General features: G+C 68.3%; 19 protein-coding genes. 4 read left to right on the forward strand and 15 right to left on the reverse strand.

Annotated features, from left to right (window positions below):
* Nucleotides 1–191: 191 nt before the first annotated feature.
* The gene (locus tag A5747_RS16080; protein WP_076126013.1) at nt 192–530 is read left to right on the forward strand and encodes a PH domain-containing protein; all 339 of its coding nucleotides are present in this window, start codon (nt 192–194) and stop codon (nt 528–530) included.
* 6 nt (nt 531–536) lie between these two features.
* Here A5747_RS16080 and A5747_RS16085 read toward each other — a convergent pair whose 3' ends face one another.
* Nucleotides 537–1,370 (reverse strand): DoxX family protein, encoded by an 834-nt coding sequence (locus A5747_RS16085; protein WP_076125932.1) that lies wholly within the window; start codon nt 1,368–1,370, stop codon nt 537–539.
* A 238-nt stretch (nt 1,371–1,608) separates the two neighbouring features.
* Here A5747_RS16085 and A5747_RS16090 point away from each other — a divergent pair, with 238 nt between their 5' ends.
* Nucleotides 1,609–2,739 carry a sorbosone dehydrogenase family protein gene (locus A5747_RS16090; RefSeq protein WP_076126015.1) on the forward strand — a complete coding sequence of 377 codons (1,131 nt, stop codon included), beginning with the start codon at nt 1,609–1,611 and terminating at the stop codon, nt 2,737–2,739.
* A gap of 22 nt (nt 2,740–2,761) precedes the next feature.
* On the opposite strand, the gene gatB is transcribed toward A5747_RS16090, so the two are convergent.
* From gatB to gatC, 5 genes are all read right to left on the reverse strand, one after another.
* On the reverse strand, nt 2,762–4,291 hold the full coding sequence (gatB, locus tag A5747_RS16095) for an Asp-tRNA(Asn)/Glu-tRNA(Gln) amidotransferase subunit GatB (protein ID WP_076125935.1): 1,530 nt from the start codon (nt 4,289–4,291) through the stop codon (nt 2,762–2,764).
* Between the two features lie 20 nt (nt 4,292–4,311).
* Nucleotides 4,312–5,256: a MinD/ParA family protein gene (locus tag A5747_RS16100; protein ID WP_233148064.1), complete on the reverse strand. Its 945-nt coding sequence runs from the start codon at nt 5,254–5,256 to the stop codon at nt 4,312–4,314.
* 327 nt (nt 5,257–5,583) lie between these two features.
* Nucleotides 5,584–6,615: an ATP-dependent 6-phosphofructokinase gene (locus A5747_RS16105; RefSeq protein ID WP_076063260.1), complete on the reverse strand. Its 1,032-nt coding sequence runs from the start codon at nt 6,613–6,615 to the stop codon at nt 5,584–5,586.
* A gap of 37 nt (nt 6,616–6,652) precedes the next feature.
* Complete coding sequence (gene gatA / locus A5747_RS16110) at nt 6,653–8,137, reverse strand: Asp-tRNA(Asn)/Glu-tRNA(Gln) amidotransferase subunit GatA (RefSeq protein ID WP_076125938.1); 1,485 nt, start codon at nt 8,135–8,137, stop codon at nt 6,653–6,655.
* A complete protein-coding gene (gene gatC, locus A5747_RS16115) occupies nt 8,134–8,433 on the reverse strand; it encodes an Asp-tRNA(Asn)/Glu-tRNA(Gln) amidotransferase subunit GatC (protein ID WP_076063264.1) in 300 nt (99 codons plus the stop codon). The genes gatA and gatC overlap by 4 nt, the downstream gene beginning before the upstream one ends.
* 98 nt (nt 8,434–8,531) lie before the next feature.
* Here gatC and A5747_RS16120 point away from each other — a divergent pair, with 98 nt between their 5' ends.
* Complete coding sequence (locus tag A5747_RS16120; protein ID WP_076125941.1) at nt 8,532–9,188, forward strand: amino acid-binding protein; 657 nt, start codon at nt 8,532–8,534, stop codon at nt 9,186–9,188.
* 1 nt (nt 9,189) lies between these two features.
* Here the strand turns inward: A5747_RS16120 and A5747_RS16125 are convergent, their stop codons facing one another.
* The 7 genes from A5747_RS16125 to A5747_RS16155 all read right to left on the reverse strand — a co-directional run bounded on the left by A5747_RS16125 (nt 9,190) and on the right by A5747_RS16155 (nt 17,407).
* The gene (locus tag A5747_RS16125) at nt 9,190–12,096 is read right to left on the reverse strand and encodes an RND family transporter (RefSeq protein WP_076125943.1); all 2,907 of its coding nucleotides are present in this window, start codon (nt 12,094–12,096) and stop codon (nt 9,190–9,192) included.
* Nucleotides 12,097–12,102: 6 nt separating this feature from the next.
* Nucleotides 12,103–12,549 (reverse strand): MmpS family transport accessory protein, encoded by a 447-nt coding sequence (locus tag A5747_RS16130; protein WP_198938205.1) that lies wholly within the window; start codon nt 12,547–12,549, stop codon nt 12,103–12,105.
* 133 nt (nt 12,550–12,682) lie between these two features.
* A complete protein-coding gene (locus A5747_RS16135) occupies nt 12,683–13,279 on the reverse strand; it encodes a TetR/AcrR family transcriptional regulator (protein WP_076125948.1) in 597 nt (198 codons plus the stop codon).
* A gap of 46 nt (nt 13,280–13,325) precedes the next feature.
* Entirely contained in the window at nt 13,326–15,425 is a 2,100-nt protein-coding gene (gene ligA, locus A5747_RS16140) for an NAD-dependent DNA ligase LigA (RefSeq protein ID WP_076125950.1), read from the reverse strand.
* Between the two features lie 59 nt (nt 15,426–15,484).
* Nucleotides 15,485–15,811 carry a helix-turn-helix transcriptional regulator gene (locus A5747_RS16145; RefSeq protein WP_076125953.1) on the reverse strand — a complete coding sequence of 109 codons (327 nt, stop codon included), beginning with the start codon at nt 15,809–15,811 and terminating at the stop codon, nt 15,485–15,487.
* The gene (locus A5747_RS16150; protein ID WP_076125955.1) at nt 15,808–16,299 is read right to left on the reverse strand and encodes an SRPBCC family protein; all 492 of its coding nucleotides are present in this window, start codon (nt 16,297–16,299) and stop codon (nt 15,808–15,810) included. The genes A5747_RS16145 and A5747_RS16150 overlap by 4 nt, the downstream gene beginning before the upstream one ends.
* 64 nt (nt 16,300–16,363) lie before the next feature.
* A complete protein-coding gene (locus A5747_RS16155; protein ID WP_076125958.1) occupies nt 16,364–17,407 on the reverse strand; it encodes a methionine synthase in 1,044 nt (347 codons plus the stop codon).
* A gap of 109 nt (nt 17,408–17,516) precedes the next feature.
* Here A5747_RS16155 and A5747_RS16160 point away from each other — a divergent pair, with 109 nt between their 5' ends.
* Nucleotides 17,517–18,152, forward strand: a complete 636-nt coding sequence (locus A5747_RS16160) for a sensor domain-containing protein (protein ID WP_139333261.1) — start codon at nt 17,517–17,519, stop codon at nt 18,150–18,152.
* On the opposite strand, the gene mnmA is transcribed toward A5747_RS16160, so the two are convergent.
* Together mnmA and A5747_RS16170 are read right to left on the reverse strand one after the other, a co-directional pair.
* Complete coding sequence (gene mnmA / locus A5747_RS16165; RefSeq protein ID WP_076125961.1) at nt 18,149–19,225, reverse strand: tRNA 2-thiouridine(34) synthase MnmA; 1,077 nt, start codon at nt 19,223–19,225, stop codon at nt 18,149–18,151. The genes A5747_RS16160 and mnmA overlap by 4 nt on opposite strands.
* Complete coding sequence (locus tag A5747_RS16170; protein ID WP_076125963.1) at nt 19,222–20,403, reverse strand: cysteine desulfurase family protein; 1,182 nt, start codon at nt 20,401–20,403, stop codon at nt 19,222–19,224. Before A5747_RS16170 ends, mnmA begins: the two co-directional genes overlap by 4 nt.

The raw sequence follows: 20,403 nt of genomic DNA on the forward strand, positions 1-20,403 counted from the left end.
CCAACGCGCCGACTAATTACTACGAGCATTCCGGGCTTTCCGGCGGGTTCCATAGCCCCCGACGGTAGCCTTCGCACAGCTCAGCCGTCAAATCCGCGACCGCTCCGGCGGGGTGGAATGATGCTCGGGTGCCTACCGGTTCGTCCGCCTCCACACCCGCCGGCCCGCCCGTGGTGATCAAAATTTCGCCGATGGCGCACATCGCCGTCGGATTCTTGACCCTCGGATTGCTGATTCCGGTGCTGGCCTGGCCGCCCTCGGCGCCGCTGCTCATCATCCCCGTGCTGCTGTCGGCGATGGTCATCCGGCTACGTACGGTCGCCGACGGCCGGGGCGTCACGGCGCGGAGCCTGCTCGGCAGCCGGACGGTGCCCTGGGAGGACATCGACGGGCTGCGCTTTCACCGGGGTTCCTGGGCGCGGGCGCGCCTCAATAACGGTGCAGAACTGCGGTTGCCGGCGGTCACCTTCGCGACGCTGCCGCAGCTGACCGAAGCCAGCTCGGGACGGGTTCCCAACCCGTATCAGTAACCCGTCTCAGGCGAGCGGATTGACCCCGTTGAGCAGCGCCCACACGCCGATGCCGGCGGCGACGCCGGCGAGCAGGGCGGCGAAGGATCCGATGAACGGCCGATGCGCCCAGCCCCGGCGGGCGTCGAGGCCGTAGCGGCCCGGTCCGGCCAGGATCACCGCCACCGCGAGCACGATCAGCGTGATCTGGTATTCGTGCCCGTCCGGCAGGAAGAACGGGAAACTGTGCGAATGCGGCTTCGCCGACATGGTGACCAGCAGGCCGTTGATCAGGAACGCCAGCGCGCCGGCCGCGGCGAGCGGGGTGAACAGCCCCAGTACCAGCAACGCGGCCGCGACGAGCTCGCCCCCGGCGCTGACGTAGGCCAGGATGTCTGCGTGCTGATAGCCGGCGTCGGACAGTGAGTTCTTGAACCCGGCCACTCCCTGACCGCCCCACCACCCGAACAGCTTCTGCATCGCGTGGGCGCCGAGCACCACGCCGAGCCCGACCCGCAGAACCAGCAAACCGAGATGCTGGGTGCCACGCCTGCCGACCTCGGGATGGCGCTCGTCGTCATCGGCCGCATCGATCTCCGCGGGCTCCGCCGAGGCGCCGGACCCCGACTGCGGCTGGACGTACGGCAAGGGCTCCTGCTGGTCGAGCAGGTGATACCCGGAGCCGGCCGGACCGGGATCCTGGTACGGGATGACGGTGGTGGTTCCGAAATCACCCGGATACCCGACCGGCGTCAGGTCGTCTTCCGGGTCGACCACCCGCGCCGTGGCGGGGCGTGCCGGGATTGGCTCTTCGGCCTCACCGGGCCGCTGCCAAAGTCCGTCATTAGGTTGACTGGTCACGGGTGTCAGGGTAAGGGCATTTGGCCGGAAATCAGGGATTTGAGCGGCCCTTTCGCCAGGCAATCGGCACTTACCCCGCCAAATCGGCCCGGATTGTCCCCAAATGGTCTCGGCATCGTTTCGAAACGGTGAACTCCCGCCGAAACCGGCCGCCCGGCGGGTCGAATCGGCGGTGCTGTCCACGCCGCGACGGCAGGTCTGTGGCGCCCTTGCCCGCCATGTCCGTAGCCTGTCGATCATGCGACTCGGGCGATCAGGGCGGTCGGTTCGGTGCGCGCTCGCTGCGCTGTCCGCGGTGATGCTCGTATCGAGCGGCTGCGCGCGATTCAACGACGCCCAGTCCCAGCCGTTCACCACCAACCCGGAACTCAAGCCCCAGCCCAGCTCGACGCCTCCCCCGCCGCCGCCGCTGCCGCCCACACCGTTCCCCAAGGCGTGTCCCGCGCCCGGGGTGATGCAGGGCTGCCTGGAGAGCACCAGCGGCCTCATCATGGGGCCCGACAGCAAAACCGCGTTGGTCGCCGAGCGCACCACCGGAGCGGTCAAGGACATCTCGGTCAGCGCCGAGCCGAAGGTCAAGATGGTCATCCCCGTCGACCCGTCCGGCGACGGCGGGCTGATGGACATCGTGCTGTCGCCGACCTATCAGCAGGACCGTCTGATGTACGCCTACATCAGCACGCCCAGTGACAACCGGGTGATCCGCATCGCCGACGGGGACATCCCGAAGGACATCCTGACCGGGATTCCCAAGGGCGCCACCGGGAACACCGGAGCGCTGATCTTCACCAGTCCCACCACCCTCGTGGTGCTGACCGGCGATGCGGGCAACCCGGCCGCGGCCGCCGATCCCAAATCGTTGGCCGGCAAGGTCCTGCGCATCGAGCAGCCCACCACGATCGGTCAGGCGCCGCCGACGACGGCGCTGTCGGGCGTCGGTTCGGGCGGCGGCCTGTGCATCGACCCCGTCGACGGCTCGCTGTACGTCGCCGACCGCACCCCCACCGCGGACCGGTTGCAGCGCATCACCAAGACCTCCGAGGTCTCCACGGTGTGGACCTGGCCGGACAAGCCCGGCGTGGCCGGATGCGCGGCCATGGACGGGACCGTGCTGGTCAACCTGATCAATACCAAGCTGACGGTGGCGGTGCGACTCGCGCCGAACACCGGCGCGGTGACCGGTGAACCCGACGTGGTGCGCAAGGACACCCACGCCCACGCGTTCGCCCTCCGGATGTCGCCGGATGGAAACGTCTGGGGCGCCACCGTCAACAAGACCGCCGGCGACGCCGAGAAGCTCGACGACGTGGTGTTCCCGTTGTTCCCGCAAGGCGGCGGGTTCCCGCGCAACAACGACGACAAGACCTAGCCAGAGCCGCTCGGCCCCGTCCCTAGCCCTGGCCGCAGGCTGCCAGGACCAGCTCGCGCACCCGCGCCGCGTCGGCCTGTCCGCGGGTCGCCTTCATCACCGCGCCGACGATCGCCCCGGCCGCGGCGACCTTGCCGCCGCGAATCTTCTCCGCCACATCGGGATTGGCGGCAAGGGCCTCGTCGACGGCGGCCTGTGTCACCGAGTCGTCACGCACCAGCTCCAGACCGCGGGCGGCCATTACCTGGTCGGGCTCGCCCTCCCCGGCCAGCACGCCCTCGACGACCTCGCGGGCCAGCTTGTTGGACAGCTTTCCCTCGTCGACCAGAGCGATCACCGCGGCGACCTGGGCCGGGGTGATGGCCAGTTCGTCCAACGCGACATTCGCCTCATTGGCCTTCTGCATTAGGAAGTTTCCCCACCAGGCGGTGGCTTCCTTGCTGGACGCGCCGTGCTTGACCGTCGCGGCGACCAGTTCGACCGCGCCGGCGTTGACCAGATCGCGCATCACCTCGTCGGAGATACCCCACTCCTGCTGAATCCGCTTGCGGCCCAACCATGGCAGTTCCGGAATGGTCTCGCGCAACCGCTCGACAAGTTCACGGCTAGGTGCGACGGGCTCCAGGTCGGGCTCGGGGAAATAGCGATAGTCCTGGGCCGTCTCTTTCGCGCGGCCCGGGCTCGTGTACCCCGCCTCGTGAAAGTGCCTGGTTTCCTGGATGATTCGGCCACCCGACGCCAGGACTGCACCCTGGCGCTGCATCTCGTAGCGCACGGCGACCTCGACGCTTTTCAGCGAGTTCACGTTCTTGGTCTCGGTCCGGGTGCCGAACTCGGCGGTCCCCGTCGGCTTCAGCGATACGTTGGCGTCACAGCGCATCGAGCCCTGGTCCATTCGGACATCGGAAACCTCCAACGCGCGCAACAGATCTCGCAACGCCGTCACATAGGACCGGGCGATCTGCGGTGCCCGTTCCCCGGCCCCGACGATGGGCTTGGTGACGATCTCGATCAGCGGCACCCCGGCGCGGTTGTAGTCGATCAGCGAGGTCGTCGCGCCGTGGATGCGGCCCGTCTCACTGCCGATGTGGGTGAGCTTGCCGGTGTCCTCCTCCATGTGCGCGCGCTCGATGTCCACCCGCCATGAGGTGCCGTCTTCCAGCGGTACGTCGAGGTAGCCGTTGATGGCGATCGGCTCGTCGTACTGCGAAATCTGGTAGTTCTTCGGCATGTCCGGATAGAAGTAGTTTTTTCGCGCGAAGCGGCACCACGGCACGATCTCGCAGTTGAGCGCGAGCCCGATGCGGATCGCCGATTCCACCGCGGTCCGGTTGAGCACCGGTAGCGAGCCGGGCAGCCCCAGGCACACCGGGCACACCTGGGTGTTGGGCTCGGCGCCGAAGGTGGTCGCGCAGCCGCAGAACATCTTGGTAGCGGTGGACAGCTCGACGTGCACCTCGAGACCGAGCACCGGATCGAAGCGCGCGACGACGTCGTCGTAATCCAGCAGCTCAGCGCCCGAAGCGTGGGGTGCCCCCGCGGCAACAGTCATGCGGTCGATACTAGGGCGTCCTACTCGGCGCGCCGGCCGGGGACCATGTCGGCCAGCGCGGCCGCCAGCTCCAGGTAACTGCGCCGGCTTTGCTTGCTCAGCCGGTCCAGCCCGATCTCTTTGCCCTCATGCACGTGCCGATCGAATGGCAACTGCACGGTGGTGGCGACGCGAGCGGAGAGGTCCTCGAGTTCCTTGAGCGCGACGGCGTCCGGCTTGGCCCTCTCGACGTGGTTGACGGCGAGCGCGGTCGACTTCATCAGTCGCTGATATCCGTTGTTGCACAACCACTCCAGCGTCGTCCTGCTCTTCCGTACCGCATCGATGGAGGTGCTGGTGACCACCACGAGCGCCCGCGACTCCGGCAGCACCGCGTCCATCACGGCCGAGTTGACCGCCTTGACGCAATCGATCAGCAGCACCGAATAGTGGTTTCGCAGAATCGAGAACGCTTTGACGACGTCGCGGCGCTCCAGTCGCCAGTCGGCGCGCCCATAGTCAGGTAGCCCGAGGACTTCGAGCCCGAAGCTGTTCATGTAGGTATGCGCCCGGATGTCCCGGTATTGGGTTGCCGTGTCGTCCAACAACAGGTCGGCCATGGTCAGCGGGTTGCTGCGACCATGCCGCCCCGCCAGATCGCCGTCGTCGAGGTCGACGGCGAGCACCCGGTCGCCGCGCACGCTGGCGAACGTCGAGCCGAGCGCCTCGACCACGGCGGTCTTGCCGACACCGCCTTTGAAGTTGAGGACCGCGATGGGAAAGACACCGCCCAGGACCGTGCGGATGCGGTCCCGCAGCTGCTGTTCGTGGGTCGCGTCCTTGCCCGGACCCAGATCGATCCCGGTGACGCGACGGATCGCATCCCGCCAGTTGAAGCCGGCCGACTCCGCGGGGTCCTGCTCGCTGAGGATGTCGAGTGCCGTGCCGCCCCGCAGCAGCTCGGGGTGAAACCACGGCGGCGTCACCGGCCGTGCCGCGGCCGGCCTGGGCGGCCTCGCGGGCTGGGCAGCTCTGGCCGGACGGCGGCGTGGGGACGGGGCCTGGCGGTAGGGCTCCGGCTCGGTGTCCGCTGCGGGATCGGGACCGGGGCGCGGCGAAGGCGCAGGTGGCGGCCGGCGCCGGGGGCCTGCCGGCCCGCCCGGTGCGGCGGGTGGCTGAACGACTCCGCGAACCGAACCGCGGTTGCTCATACCCCGGTATAGCCGCTGAGGACATCCGGCTAAACCACGAAAATGTGCTGCTTACCGGGAGCGAACGATCTCGACAGCGGATCCGGGCGAGCGGTTCGCCACTTAGCCGAAGAAGGCGGCAGCGTCGTCGTAGCGGCTCTCGGGCACCAGCTTGAGCTGGCGGACGGCATCCGCGAGCGGCACCCGGCCGATGTCCTGGCCGCGCAGCGACACCATCTGGCCATACTCGCCGGCATGTGCGGCGTCAGCGGCGTTCACTCCGAACCGGGTCGCCAGCACGCGGTCGTAGGCCGTCGGGGTGCCGCCCCGCTGGACGTGGCCCAGCACGGTCACGCGCACCTCCTTGTTGATCCGCTTTTCGACCTCGGCGCCCAGCTGGGCGGCCACGCCCGTGAAGCGCTCATGGCCGAACTCGTCAATTCCGCCTTCGCGCAACGCAATCGAGCCGGGGATGGGCTTGGCTCCCTCGGCAACCACGCAGATGAAGTGCGAATCCCCGCGCTGGAAGCGCCTTTTGACGAGTCGGCACACCTCCTCGACATCGAAGGGCTGTTCCGGGATGAGCGTCATGTGCGCGCCGGAGGCCAGCCCGGCGTTCAGCGCGATCCATCCGGCATGCCTGCCCATCACCTCCACCAGCATCACGCGCTGGTGTGATTCGGCGGTGCTGTGTAACCGGTCGATGGCGTCGGTGGCCACCGTTAGCGCGGTGTCGTGGCCGAAAGTCACGTCGGTGCAATCGATGTCGTTGTCGATGGTTTTCGGCACCCCGACGACGGGCACGTTCTCCTCGGACAGCCAGTGCGCGGCCGTCAGGGTGCCCTCGCCGCCGATCGGGATGAGTACGTCGATGCCGTTGTCGTCCAGCGTCTGTTTGATCTGGTTCAGTCCGGCCCGCAGTTTGTCGGGGTGAACGCGAGCGGTGCCCAGCATCGTTCCGCCCTTGGCCAGCAGCCGGTCGTTGCGGTCGTCGTTGGCCAACTGCATGCGCCGGTTCTCCAGCAACCCGCGCCAACCGTCTTGGAATCCGACCACCGACGAGCCGTATCGGGAGTCGCAGGTGCGCACCACCGCCCGGATGACGGCGTTGAGCCCCGGGCAGTCGCCGCCCCCGGTGAGAATTCCGATCCGCATGCCCTTATCTTGCCCTGCCGGGCATGAGGGCGGGATCTCAGATGGCCGACGGCAGGGGTCCGCGGGCGACCTCGTAGGCCGCGCCCACTCGGTAGAGCCGATCGTCCGCCAATGCCGGCGCCATGATCTGCAGGCCCACCGGCAGGCCGTCATCCGGGGACAGCCCCGACGGCACCGACATGCCGCAATGGCCGGCCAGGTTCAGCGGCAGCGTGCACAGGTCGAACAGGTACATCGCCAGCGGATCGTCGACCTTCTCCCCCAGGCCGAACGCGGTGGTCGGGGTCGCCGGCGACACCAGAACGTCGACGGATCGGTAGGCCTCGTCGAGGTCGCGCGCGATCAACGTGCGGACCTTCTGCGCCTGGTTGTAGTAGGCGTCGTAATAGCCCGCCGAGAGCGCGTAGGTGCCGATCATGATGCGCCGCTTGACCTCCGGGCCGAAGCCGGCGGCCCGGGTCAGCGCCATCACCTCCTCGGCGCTGTGCGTGCCGTCGTCACCGACGCGCAGGCCGTACCGCATCGCGTCGAAGCGCGCCAGGTTGCTCGACACCTCCGACGGCAGGATCAGGTAGTAGGCGGGCAGCGCGTAATCGAAATGGGGACAGTCGACTTCGCTCACCTCGGCGCCCAGGGTCCGCAGCTGCTCGACCGCGGCCTCGAACGACGACAGCACCCCCGGCTGGTAGCCCTCGCCGCTGTGCAGCTGGCGCACCACCCCGATCCGCACGCCTTTCAGGTCACCGCCGGCACCGGCTCTCGCGGCGCCCACCACGTCGGGCACCTCGGCGTCGACGGACGTCGAATCGCGGACATCGTGCCCGGCGATCACGTGGTGCAGCAGCGCGGTGTCGAGCACCGTGCGCGCGCACGGGCCGCCCTGGTCGAGCGACGACGCGCAGGCCACCAGCCCGTAGCGGGACACCGTGCCGTAGGTGGGTTTGACACCGACGGTCGCGGTCAGCGCGGCCGGCTGACGGATCGAGCCGCCGGTGTCGGATCCGATGGCCAGCGGCGCCTGGAACGCCGCCAGCGCCGCCGCGCTGCCCCCGCCGGAGCCGCCGGGCACCCGCTCGATGTTCCACGGGTTGCGCGTCGGGCCGTAGGCGGAGTTCTCGGTCGAGGAGCCCATCGCGAACTCGTCCATGTTGGTCTTGCCCAGGATCGGGATGCCGGCGGCCCGCAGCCGCTCGGTGACCGTGGCGTCGTACGGCGAGCGCCAGCCCTCGAGGATCTTGGAGCCGCAGGTCGTCGGCATGTCGGTGGTCGTGAACACGTCCTTGAGCGCCAGCGGAACCCCGGCCAGCGCCGACGGCGGTTCTTCGCCCGCGGCCAGCGCCTTGTCGACGGCCGCCGCGGCCGACAGCGCCGCGTCCGCGGCGACGTGCAAAAACGCACCGTACTGCTCGTCGGTTGCCGCGATCTGGTCCAGGCAGGCCTGGGTGAGTTCTACCGACGAGACCTCCTTGGCGGCGATCTTGGCGGCCAGCGTCGCGGCGTCGGAACGGATGAGCTCGGTCACTGGGCCTCTCCCAGGATCTGCGGGACGGCGAAGCGGCCGTCGACGGCTTCGGGCGCCTCGGCCAGCGCCTGCTCCTGGGTGAGGCACGGCGCCGTCTCGTCCGGGCGCGTGACGTTGACGTCCTTGAGCGGGTTGTCGGTCGCTTCGACGCCGGCGACGTCGACCGCCTGGATCTGGCTGACGTGGGTCAGGATGGCGTCGAGCTGACCGGCGAAACTGTCCAGCTCGGCGTCGCTCAATGCCAGCCGGGCCAGCCTGGCAAGGTGCGCAACCTCGTCGCGGGAGATCTGGGACACGAGCGAAAAGCCTACCTAGGCGCGGACGTGCCGCTTTCGGGCCGGTCGCGCCCGCCGGCCGAAATGCCGCCGGCGCCCCGCTGTGCCAAAGTGGGCGCGTGCCGTCGTATCTGTTGCGCATCGAGCTGCTGGACCGCCCGGGCAGCCTGGGCTCGCTCGCGGTCGCGCTGGGTTCGGTGGGCGCCGACATTCTGTCGCTCGACGTGGTGGAGCGCAGCTCGGGCTATGCGACCGACGACCTGGTCATCGAGCTGCCGCTCGGGGCGATGCCCGACACCTTGATCACCGCCGCCGAATCGCTGCCCGGGGTCCGGGTGGACAGCGTGCGTCCGCACACCGGCCTGCTCGAAGCGCACCGCGAGCTGGAGCTGCTCGACCAAGTCGCCGCGGCCGCAGACAACGCGTCCCGGCTGCAGGTTCTGGTCGACGGGGCGCCCAAGGTGCTACGGGTGAGCTGGTGCGCGGTGGTGCGGGGTTCCGATGGCGAGCTGCATCGCCTCGCGGCCAGCCCCGGTGCCCCGGAAACCAAAGCGGATTCGGCGCCGTGGCTGCCGATCGAGCGGGCCGTGACGCTCGACGGCAACGCCGAGTGGGTGCCGCAGGCATGGCGCGAGATGGACACCACGATGGTCGCCGCGCCGTTGGGCGATCCGCACACCGCGGTGGTGCTGGGCCGTCCGGGCCCCGAGTTCCGGCCCTCGGAGGTGGCCCGGCTGGGCTACCTCGCCGGAATCGTGGCCACCATGTTGCGCTGAATTATCGAGCCACCGCAGGGGATTTGGGCGCGGCCGGGTCGCCGTCCTCCCACAGCAGCAATTGACGCACCGCCGAACGCGGCCCGTATGGCCGCAGCATGGTGCTGGCCGGGCGCGGGCGCACCCGTTGCGGCCACCAGAACCAGCGACCCAAAAGCGTTGCGACGGACGGTGTCATGAAGGAACGCACGATCAGCGTGTCGAACAACAGGCCGAGGCCGATCGTGGTCCCGATCTGACCGAGGACCTGGAAACCGCTGAACACGAACGCACACATGGTGACGGCGAAGACGATGCCGGCGGAGGTGACCACCGACCCGGAGCCGGCCATCGCCCGAATGATCCCGGTCTTCAACCCGGCATGGATCTCTTCCTTGAACCGCGAAATCAACAGCAGGTTGTAGTCGGATCCCACGGCCAGCAGCAGGATCACCGCCAGCGCCAGCACCACCCAGTACAGCTGGACCCCAAAGATGTACTGCCAGACCAGCACCGAGAGCCCGAACGACGCGCCCAGCGAAAGCGCAACCGTACCAACGATGACCAGCGCGGCGACCAGACTCCGCGTGATGATCATCATGATCAGCAATATCAGGCTCAGTGCGGCGAGCGCCACGATCATCAGGTCGTACTTGGCGCCGTCCTGGATGTCCTTGTACGTGGCCGCGGTGCCGCCGACGTAGACCTTGGCACCGGCCATGGGCGTGCCCTTCAGGGCCTCGTGCGCGGCCTTGGTGATCGGGTCGATGTGTGAGATGCCTTCCGGCGTAGCGGGATCGCCGTCATGGGTGACGATCATCCGGGCCGCCTTGCCGTCGGGCGAGACGAACAGTTTCAGCCCGCGCTTGAAATCGGGATTGTCGAAAACCTCGGGAGGCAGGTAGAAGCTGTCATCGTTCTTTGCGGCATCGAACGCGCGCCCCAGCGCCGTCGCGTTGTCGATCGCCGACTGCGTCTGCGCGTTGATACCGGACTGCGTCGCATGGCTCGCCAACGTCAATGCGCGATTGGTCTCCTGGCTGTCGATCTGCGGCGGTATGAGTGCCACCAGTTTCGGCTGCAGCTCGTCGAGCTTATCCAAAGTGGCCGTGAGGTTTTCGAATTTTTCGGTGAGCTGATCGATGCCGTCCAGGGCGTCCAGAACTGACCTGATCGCCCAGCAGGCGGGGATGTCGAAGCAGTGCTTCTCCCAGTAGAAATAGCTGCGGATCGGCCTGAAGAAGTCGTCGAAATTCGCGATCTTGTCGCGCAGGTCCCTGATTGTGTCGACCGTGTCGTGAAAGCTTTGGGTTTCGCTGTGGGTGGCGGCGGCCAGCTGCTGCTGCAGCACGTACTGCTGCCGCAAAATGTTGATCGTCTTCGACAATTCGCCGGCCTGCTTGAGTAGGTCGTCGGCCCGCTCTCGCTGATACGTCAGGTTTTGCTGCTGGGCCGCGCTCTGATTGCTGACCACAAAGGCAAGCGAGCTGTGGTCGATCGGCGTTCCCAGCGGGCGGGTGATGGTCTGGACCTGCGCGACGCCGGGCACGTGGAACACCGCCTTGGCCACCCGGTCCAGGATGAGCATGTCGGCCGGGTTACGAATGTCGTGATCCGTTTCGACCATCAACAATTCGGGCTCCAGCCGGGCGCGGGAAAAATGCCGCTCGGCCGCGGTGTAACCGACATTGGCCGGCGCGCTTTGGGGCATGTAGGGACGGGTGTCGTAACTCGTCTTGTATCCGGGCAGCGCGAGAAGACCCACCAGGGCCAACGCGCACGCCGCGGTGAGGACGGGAGCGGGCCAGCGGACGATGGCCGTGCCGATCCGTCGCCATCCCCGGGTTCGCATCGCGCGCTTCGGCTCGAAGATGCCCACCAACGCGCCCAGGGTAAGCACGGCCGGGCCGAGGGTAAGCGAGGCGGCCAGCGCGACGAGAATGCCCAGCGCGGCAGGGATTCCCAGACTTTGGAAGTAGGGCAGCCGGGTAAAGCTGAGGCAAGCCACAGCGCCGGCAACGGTCAGGCCCGAACCCAAGACGATGTGGGCCGTTCCGTGATACATCGTGTGGTACGCGGTTTCCTTGTCCTCGCCGGACCCGCGCGCTTCTTGATATCGGCCGACGAAGAATATCGCGTAATCCGTTCCGGCGGCGATGACCAGCAACGTCAGCAGATTCGTTGCGTACGTCGACAGCCCGATTATTCCTTCGTTGCCGAGAAACGCGACGAGCCCACGGGCGGCGGACATCTCGATGAGCACCGTGAAGAGCACGAGGAGCGTCGTGAGGATGGAGCGATACACGAAGAACAACATCAGCGCGATCACCCCGATGGTTATCGCGGTGACCTTTGCGGTGCCCTTGCTGCCGACGTCGAACTGATCGGAGATCAGTGGCGCCGCGCCGGTGACATAGGCTTTGACACCCGGCGGTGGTTGCATGTGCTCGACGATGTCGCGGACGGCGCCCACGCCCTCATTGGCCAATGCCGAGCCTTGATTGCCCGCGAGAAACAGCTGGACGTAGGCGGCCTTGCCGTCCGTGCTCTGGGATCCGGCCGCGGTCAGGGTGTCTCCCCAGAAGTCCTGGACGTGCTCGACGTGCTTCTTGTCCTGCTCGAGCTTGCGGATCATCGCGTCATAGAACTGGTGGGCGTCCGCGCCGAGCGGCTTGTCGCCTTCGAGCACGATCATCGCCGAGCTGTCGGTGTCGAACTCGTGGAACGCTTGGCCGATGCGCTTGATCGCCTTCAGCGATGGCGCGTCGGGCGAGTTCAGCGCCACATTGTGTGTTTTACCAACGTCTTCCAGCTGCGGCACCGCAACGTTGGTGATGGCGGCCAGCGCCACCCAGAACAACAGGATCGGCAGCGCAAGCCGGCGGATGGTGTGCGGCACCCGAGGCCGCGACTGTTGATGGTTGCTCATCCAGACTTATCCAGACTTATCCAGGCAGAAGGTGTAGGCGTCGACTTTGTTGACGGTGCGTTCGGCTTTGACTTCCCCGTTGACGGTGATGCGGCACCCGAGGGTGTCGCCATTTCCCTGCGCCACAACGTTGCCCACGACCGCGGGCTCGGTCGTGGTGATCGTGTACGACCATGGCAGGGGCGCGTTCTTGACTTCCTGCGGCTGGGCGTTGACGTCAAGGTAGTTGATGGTGGCCACCGCGCCCGGCGAGCCGAAGACCTCGAGGACCACCTGCTTGGGATTGAACGGGACGATCTCATTGGCGAGGCCGCTATTGGCCGTTGTGCTGTAGTGCGAGCCGAAGATTCCGTGCAGGCGGTAGATCGCAAATCCCACGAGGGCGACCACCAGCGCGGCGACCAGGACCATCCAGCCGCGTCTGACGACGGTAGCAATCGAAATCCCCTTCACCCGTTAGCCTTTCGATCATCGGGCGATACGGTCGACCTCGATGCTAGGGCGGCTGCCGGCGCTTCGCGGTCGATGGATAGCTCTGACAGTACGGTACTGAACCGTACTGCACAAGAGACGCGAGCGTACACATTCATCGTCCGAATCGGGTGAGCCCGGGCAGAAGGACGTCGTCGACGAGAACCTGCACGGTGCGACGGGTGGGCGGCCGGCCCGGCATGATGGACCGGAAGATGAGGTAGCCGGGCAGTAGATCCCAGAGTTCGTCGTTGATGGCCTCCTGGGCGATCTCGCCACGATCGACGGCCTGTTGCAGCACGTGCCGTATCAAGGCCTTGCGCTGATCGATGAATTGACGTTGCATCACCTCGTTGAGTGCCGGGTTGCGCGACACCTCGACCATCACCGCGCGGATCGTGCTGGCGAGCTGGCGTGTCTCCTGACAGCAGACCTCACCCAGCCGTAGCAAGTCGCCCCGCAACGTGCCGGTCTCCGGCGCGACCGCGACCTGACGGATGCCCTCGATGAAGGCGGCCAGCACCAGTTCGGCCTTCGACGGCCAGCGCCGATACACGGTGGCCTTGCTGGCGCGGGCGGCGCTGGCCACCTCGTCCACCGTCAACCGGTCATAGCCGTGCTCCTGCAGCAGCCGCAACGTCACCGCAAGCAACTCGGCTTCGCGGGCCGACCACGGTGATGGCTCGCCATACCGATCGGCAGCCTGGGTCATAGCGCACACACTAGGCCCGCCGGGGCTGTACGGTCCAGTACCGTACCTATCGCTCCGCCGCTTCGGCGGTTTCCTCCCCCGCGGGCGGTCCGTCCTCGAGCAGCCGGCGAAACCCGTCCTCGTCGAGGATCGGCACACCGAGTTCGACGGCCTTGTCGTATTTGGATCCCGGCGAGTCGCCGGCAACGACATAGTCAGTCTTCTTCGACACCGAACCCGCGGCCTTGCCGCCGCGCGACACGATGGCCTCCTTGGCGTCGTCACGCGAAAAGCCCGGCAGCGAGCCGGTAACCACGACCGTCAGGCCTTCCAGCGTGCGCGGCACGCTGGCGTCGCGCTCGTCTGCCATCCGCACTCCGGCGGCCCGCCACTTGTCGACGATCGCGCGGTGCCAGTCCACGGTGAACCACTCGGTGACGGCGGCGGCGATCGTCGGTCCCACGCCCTCGACGGCGGCCAGCTGTTCGGTCGACGCCCCTTCGATGGCTTGCAGATCGCCGAATTCGGTTGCCAGCGCGCGCGCGGCCGTCGGGCCGACATGCCGGATGGACAACGCGACCAGCACTCGCCAGAGCGGTTGCGACTTGGCCTTGTCGAGGTTGGCCAGCAGCCGCTTGCCATTGGCCGACACCGCGCCGCTCTTGGTGGTGAACAACTCGGTGCGCAGCAGGTCGTCCTCGGTGAGCGAGAACAGGTCTCCCTCGTCGGAGATCACTCCGGCCTGCAGCAGCGCGATGGCGGCCTCGTATCCCAGCGCCTCGATGTCGAAGGCGCCGCGACCGGCGACGTGAAACACCCGCTCCCGCAGCTGCGCCGGGCAGGAGCGCGAGTTGGGACAACGGATGTCGGCGTCGCCCTCCTTGGCGGGAGCCAGGGTGGTGCCGCACTCGGGACACGTTGTGGGCATGACGAATTCGCGTTCCGAGCCGTCGCGCAGGTCGACGACGGGACCCAGCACTTCGGGAATCACGTCGCCGGCCTTGCGGATCACCACGGTGTCGCCGATCAGCACCCCCTTGCGCTTGACCTCGGCGGCGTTGTGCAGCGTGGCAAGACCCACCGTGGATCCGGAGACGGTAACCGGCGTCATGAACGCGAACGGCGTGACCCGCCCGGTGCGGCCGACGTTGACCCGGATGTCGAGCAGCTCGGTCTGCACCTCCTGGGGCGGATACTTGTAGGCGATCGCCCACCGCGGGGCGCGCGACGTGGAACCGAGCCTGCGCTGCAGCGCCACGTCGTCGACTTTGACTACGACACCGTCGATTTCGTGATCCACGTCGTGACGGTGCTCGCCCCAGTAGGCGATGCGCTCGAGCGCACCGGCCGCGTCCTCGACCCGGGTGGTGCGGTCGGAGACGGGCAGGCCCCACGCCCCCAGCGCCAGGTACGCGTCGTGCAGGGTGGCCGGCCGGAATCCTTCGGTGTGCCCGACCCCGTGGCAGATCATCCGGAGCTTGCGCCGGGCCGTGACCGCGGGGTCCTTTTGGCGAAGCGAGCCCGCGGCGCTGTTGCGCGGGTTGGCGAACGGCGTCTTGCCGTCCTCGACCAGTGCGGCGTTGAGGGCTTCGAAATCGTCGAGCCGGAAGAACACCTCGCCGCGCACCTCGAGCACGTCGGGTATCGGATAGCCGTGGCCGCCCGTCAGCCGCTCGGGCACGTCGTCGATGGTGCGCGCGTTGAGCGTGACGTCCTCGCCGCTGCGCCCGTCGCCCCGGGTGGCCGCGCGCACCAGCCGGCCATTGCGGTAGACCAAAGCCAATGCGACACCGTCGATTTTGAGCTCGCACAGGAATGGGACGTCGTTGCCGACCTCGGCGCGGACCCGGGCGGCCCACAGGTCGAACTCTTCGGTGCTGAACACGTTGTCCAGGGACAGCATTCGCTCCAGATGTTCGGCGGACGTGAAATCCGTGGCGAAGCCCGCGCCGCCGACAAGCTGGGTGGGCGAATCGGGCGTGCGCAGTTCGGGATGCTCGTCCTCCAGCGCGCCCAACCGCCGCAGCAGGTCGTCGAATTCCGCGTCGGAGATGATCGGCGCGTCGCGCACGTAGTAGCGGAACTGGTGTTCGCGCACCTCGTCGGCCAGCTCACGCCACTGGCGCCGTACCTCGGATGGGACGGGGTCATCCTCTGGCGAGCTCACCTTCGCAGGCTATCGAAGGGCGATGACAGCGTCTGCGACGCCTTGGCGCACCGGACCGTTCACTCCCGTTCGACGAAAGCCCGCAACCGGTCCGCCGCGGCATCCCAGCGCCGCGACAACTGGTTCAGGTAGTCACTGGCCCGGGCCAGTGGCTCGGTCTGCACGGTCCAGATGCGCTCGCGACCCCGCCGGCTGCTGGCGACCAAACCGACCGATTCGAGCAGCTGCAGATGCTTGCTGGCCGCCTGCCGGGTAACCGGAATGACGCTGATGACTTGCGATGTCGAACTCGGACCGAGATCGCAGAGCCGAACGATGATGCGCAGCCGATTGGGGTCCCCGAGCGCGTCGAAAACCGGCGCGCCGACCGAAAGCTGTGCGGTCACACCCGCAGGCCTTCGGCGTATCTGCGAACCAGGTCGGCCTGAATCCCCCAGCCCTCGGAGTTGGCGTCGTACGACGCGAAGCGGCGCGTCTCGGGGATGGCGTCGAAACCGGATTCGGTGATGGTGAGCAGCACACCGTCGGGCGTCTCCGACAGGGCGAACTCGACCAGCGTGGTCGGTTCTTGGTCGTAGTCAACGTTCGGGTCGACGGCAAACGGATGCCAGCGGTAGGCGAACCGCCGCTGCGGTTCGATGGCAACGATCTGCCACGTGGAGCGGGTCCCGGCATGCGGCTGCTGGCGCTTGGCGACCTCTTCATCGACGGTGGTCGGGGTGATCGTCGCGCCGACGGGCTTGCCCTCGACGAAGGGCCCGTCGAAGCGGACGCCGAACCAGCGCCCGAACTCCTCGGCGTCGGTGATGGCCCGCCACACCCGGTCCAGCGGTGCTCGCAACAGTGCTTGCTTCTGGATTCGATCGGTACTCATATGCAACCTCCTAGTTGCCTTTCAGCCAAGCACACGGTGGCGCGATATGCAACCAATTGGTTGCCTATGTGATCGCGTCCGGGTCTTCGGCGAACGCGTCGGCGGCCTTGCGGGCCAGCCCGATCGCGGTGCGGGCCCACTGCGGCGTGGCCGTCGCCAGGCCGCAGGCGGGGGTGACACCGATGCGGTCGCGCAGCGCCGCGCGGTCGAATCCGAGCCGATCGGTCACCGCGACGACCGCGGCGGCGACCTCTTCCGCCGACGGCTTCTTGTCCGGTTGCCGCACGGGGACCACGCCGAGCATGACGGTGCGTCCAGATTCGACGAATGCCGCGACGCCGTCCAGGTCCGCGGCCCGCAACGTGTCGGCTTGCACCGATACGGCGCCAATGGTGCTGCGCTGCAACAGATTCCACGGCAACCCGGGTGCGCAGCTGTGCACCAGCACCCCAGCGCCCGCAGTTCCGGCGCCCACCGCCGCGACGCACGTATCGAGCAGCGCGCCGGCGACCGCCTCGTCGAGCGCGGCGACCGGGCTCAGCGCGGTCACCCCCCTCAGCTCCCCACCCAACGCCGCCGGCAGCGAGGGTTCGTCGAACTGGACCACGACCGGTGTGTCGAGCCGCCGCGCCAGCGCCGCGCGATGCGAGCCGACGCCTTCGGCCAGCGAGGCCGCCAGATCGCGCACCGCGCCGGAATCGGTGATCGCCCGGTGGCCGTTGGCCAGCTCGAGCTCGGCCGCCAGCGTGATCGGCCCGGGCGCCTGCACCTTGACCACGCGCCCGGCGCCGCGCAGGCCCGCGGTCTCCCACGCCTCCTCCAGGGCGTCCATGTCCTCGTCGAGGAGGCTGACGGCCCGGCGTGTCACCGCCCCGGGCCGGGCGGCGATGCGATAGCCGCGCGGCGCGGTGTCGATGGCCACGTCGACCAGGAGCGCGCCCGCGCGGCCAAGCATGTCGGCGCCGACTCCCCTGGCCGGCAACTCGACGATGTGGGCCAGCGCGTCCGCCAGCTCGCCGACGACGACCTCGGCGGCCTGGCGCGCCTGGATGCCGGGCCACGACCCGACGCCGCTGGCCCTGGCGAACGCGGTGCCGAAAACACTCACCCGGCAACCGTATTCGACCTCGCGTCGCGGGACGCCGGCCAGGGGGTGTCTGCCGCGGGGCCGGTCGAGTAGGTTCGAGCGAGAGAGGTACGTGCAAACGGTGTCGCAGATCCGGGGATTGGCGCGCCCGCTGCTGTTGTGCGGCGCGGCGCTGCTGATCGCGGCGTGCACCCGGGTGGTCGGCGGCACCGCGGTGCCGGGATTCGGCGCCCCCCACCGGGGTGTGCAGGGCGTCAATGTCGACACCATCCTGCTGGATCAGCCACGCATGCAAGCGATTACCGGCGCCGGCCAGCACCTGACGATCATCCCCACGATGGACGACACGTCTCCGGTGGACATCGACGCGCTGGCCGATAACACCCCGCGGGAGTGCCGGTTCCTGTTCGCCGAGACTGCGACGTTCGGGCCCGACATTCAGGAATTCCACAAGACCACCTTCCAGGACCCGCCCGACGGTGCGCTGATCTCCGAGGGCGCCGCGGCCTATCGAGACCCCGACGGCGCGCGGGGTGCGTTCGGTGCGCTGGTGAAGACCGTCGGAAACTGCGCGGACGGGGTGGCCGGTCAAATGTTCGTCGGCGAGTGGAAGGCCGACGCCAACTCGCTGCACATGCGGCCCGGCGGCTGCGGTCGCGACTACCGGGTGCTGTCGGTGGCCCTGCTGGAGGTCACGTTCTGCGGATTCCCGCAGACGGTGTCGGACATCGTGATGACCAACATCGTCGCCAACGTGCCGGGCTAGCCGCGGGTGCCGGTGATGGTGGCGCTGCCCAGCACCTCGTCGCCGCCGGGGTCCGGGCGATACATCACCAGCGTCTGCCCGGGCGCCACGCCGCGCAGCGGGGTACGCAACCGCACGTCGAGCTCGTCGCCGACCAATTCGGCTACCGCACTGGCGGTTTCGCCGTGGGCGCGCACCTGAACCGCGCACTCGACGGGACCCGAGAATGCGGCCCCCGCGGTGAAGACCGGCGCCCGTCCCCGCAACGCAACCACGTCGAGGTCGTCGGCCGCACCCACGTGCACGGTCGCGGTGTCGGCATCGATCGCCGTCACGTAGCGCGGCCGGCCATCGGGTCCCGGCCCGGCGATGCCCAGGCCTTTGCGCTGGCCGATGGTGAAACCGTGCACGCCGTCGTGCATGGCCAGCACCGCGCCGTCTGCGTTGACCACCGCGCCGCGGCGCACCCCGATGCGCTCTCCCAGAAACGCGCGGGTGTCGCCGGACGGGATGAAGCAGATGTCGTGGCTGTCCGGCTTGTCGGCGACCGCCAGGCCGCGGCGGGCGGCCTCGGCGCGGATCTGCGGTTTGGGTGTGTCGCCGATCGGGAATGCGGCGTGGCGCAACTGCTCGGCCGTCAACACGGCGAGCACATAGGACTGGTCCTTGTCCTCGTCGACGGCGCGACGCAGCCGCCCCTGCGACAGTCGGGCGTAGTGCCCGGTTGCCACCGTGTCGAAGCCCAACGCGAGGGCTCTCGCGGACAGAGCCGAGAACTTGATGCGCTGATTGCACCGCACGCAGGGGTTGGGGGTCTCCCCCCGGGCATACGACGACACGAAATCGTCGATCACGTCCGCTTTGAACCGCTCCGCGAAATCCCATACGTAGAACGGGATTCCGAGCACGTCGGCCACTCGGCGCGCGTCGGAGGCGTCTTCTTTTGAGCAGCATCCGCGTGAGCCGGTGCGCAGCGTACCGGGCGCACTCGACAGCGCCAGGTGCACGCCGACCACATCGTGCCCGGCGTCGACCATGCGTGCGGCCGCGACCGACGAGTCGACGCCACCGCTCATCGCAGCGAGGACTTTCATCGACCCGCTCCCGCCGCCGCCAGGGCCGCGCGCCGGGCCCGGTCGACTGCGCCGGGCAGCACGCCCAACACGGCGTCGATGTCGGCGTCCACACTGGTGTGCCCCAGCGAAAGACGCAATGAGCCGCGGGCGCTGGCCGGATCGGCGCCCATCGCGATCAGCACGTGTGACGGCTGCGCGACACCGGCGGTGCACGCCGAGCCGGTCGAGCACTCGATCCCGTTGGCGTCCAACAGCATCAGCAGCGCATCGCCCTCGCAGCCGCGGAAGGTGAAGTGCGCGTTGCCCGGAAGCCGCAACGGGTCGGCGGCGCCGTTGACGACGACGTCGTCGATGCCGGTGAGTACGCCCTCGACCAGTCGATCGCGCAACGTTCGCAGCCGCGCACCGTTGGCGGCGAGCCCGTCCACCGCGATCCGGGCCGCCGCCGCCATTCCGACGGCACCGGCCACATCGGGTGTGCCGGAACGGATGTCGCGCTCCTGCCCACCGCCATGCGACAGCGGTACACAGGCGACGTCCCGCCGCAGCAGCAACGCGCCCACCGCCGGCGGACCGCCGAACTTGTGTGCGGCCACGCTCATCGCCGATAGTCCGCTAGCGGTGAAATCGACGGGCAGCTGCCCGATTGCCTGAATGGCGTCGCTGTGCATCGGGACGCCGAATTCGGCTGCGACGGCCGCGAGTTCGGCGGCCGGCATGACTGTGCCGACTTCATTGTTGGCCCACATCACCGACACCAGCGCGACGTCGTCATGGCGGGTAAGGACCTCGCGCAGCGCGGCCGCCGACACCGACCCGTCGGGCGCGGTGGGTAGCCAGGTCACTTCGGCGTCCTCGTGTTCGACGAGCCAGTTCACCGAGTCGAGCACGGCGTGGTGTTCGACCTCACTGGTGACGATGCGCCGACGGCGTGGCTCGGCTCCCCGCCGGGCCCAATAGATCCCCTTGACGGCCAGGTTGTCGCTCTCGGTGCCGCCCGCGGTGAAGATCACCTCCGACGGGCGCGCGCCCAGCTTCTCGGCGATCAGCTCGCGCGATTCCTCGATCCGGCGCCGCGCCGCGCGGCCGCTGGTGTGCAGCGAGGAGGCGTTGCCCACGGTGCCCAGCGCAGCCGTCATCGCCTCGATGGCGGCGGGGTGCATCGGGGTCGTCGCGGCGTGATCGAGATAGACCAT

Origin of the sequence: Mycobacterium sp. IS-836, assembly GCF_001954275.1 — a bacterium.
Lineage (GTDB): Bacteria > Actinomycetota > Actinomycetes > Mycobacteriales > Mycobacteriaceae > Mycobacterium.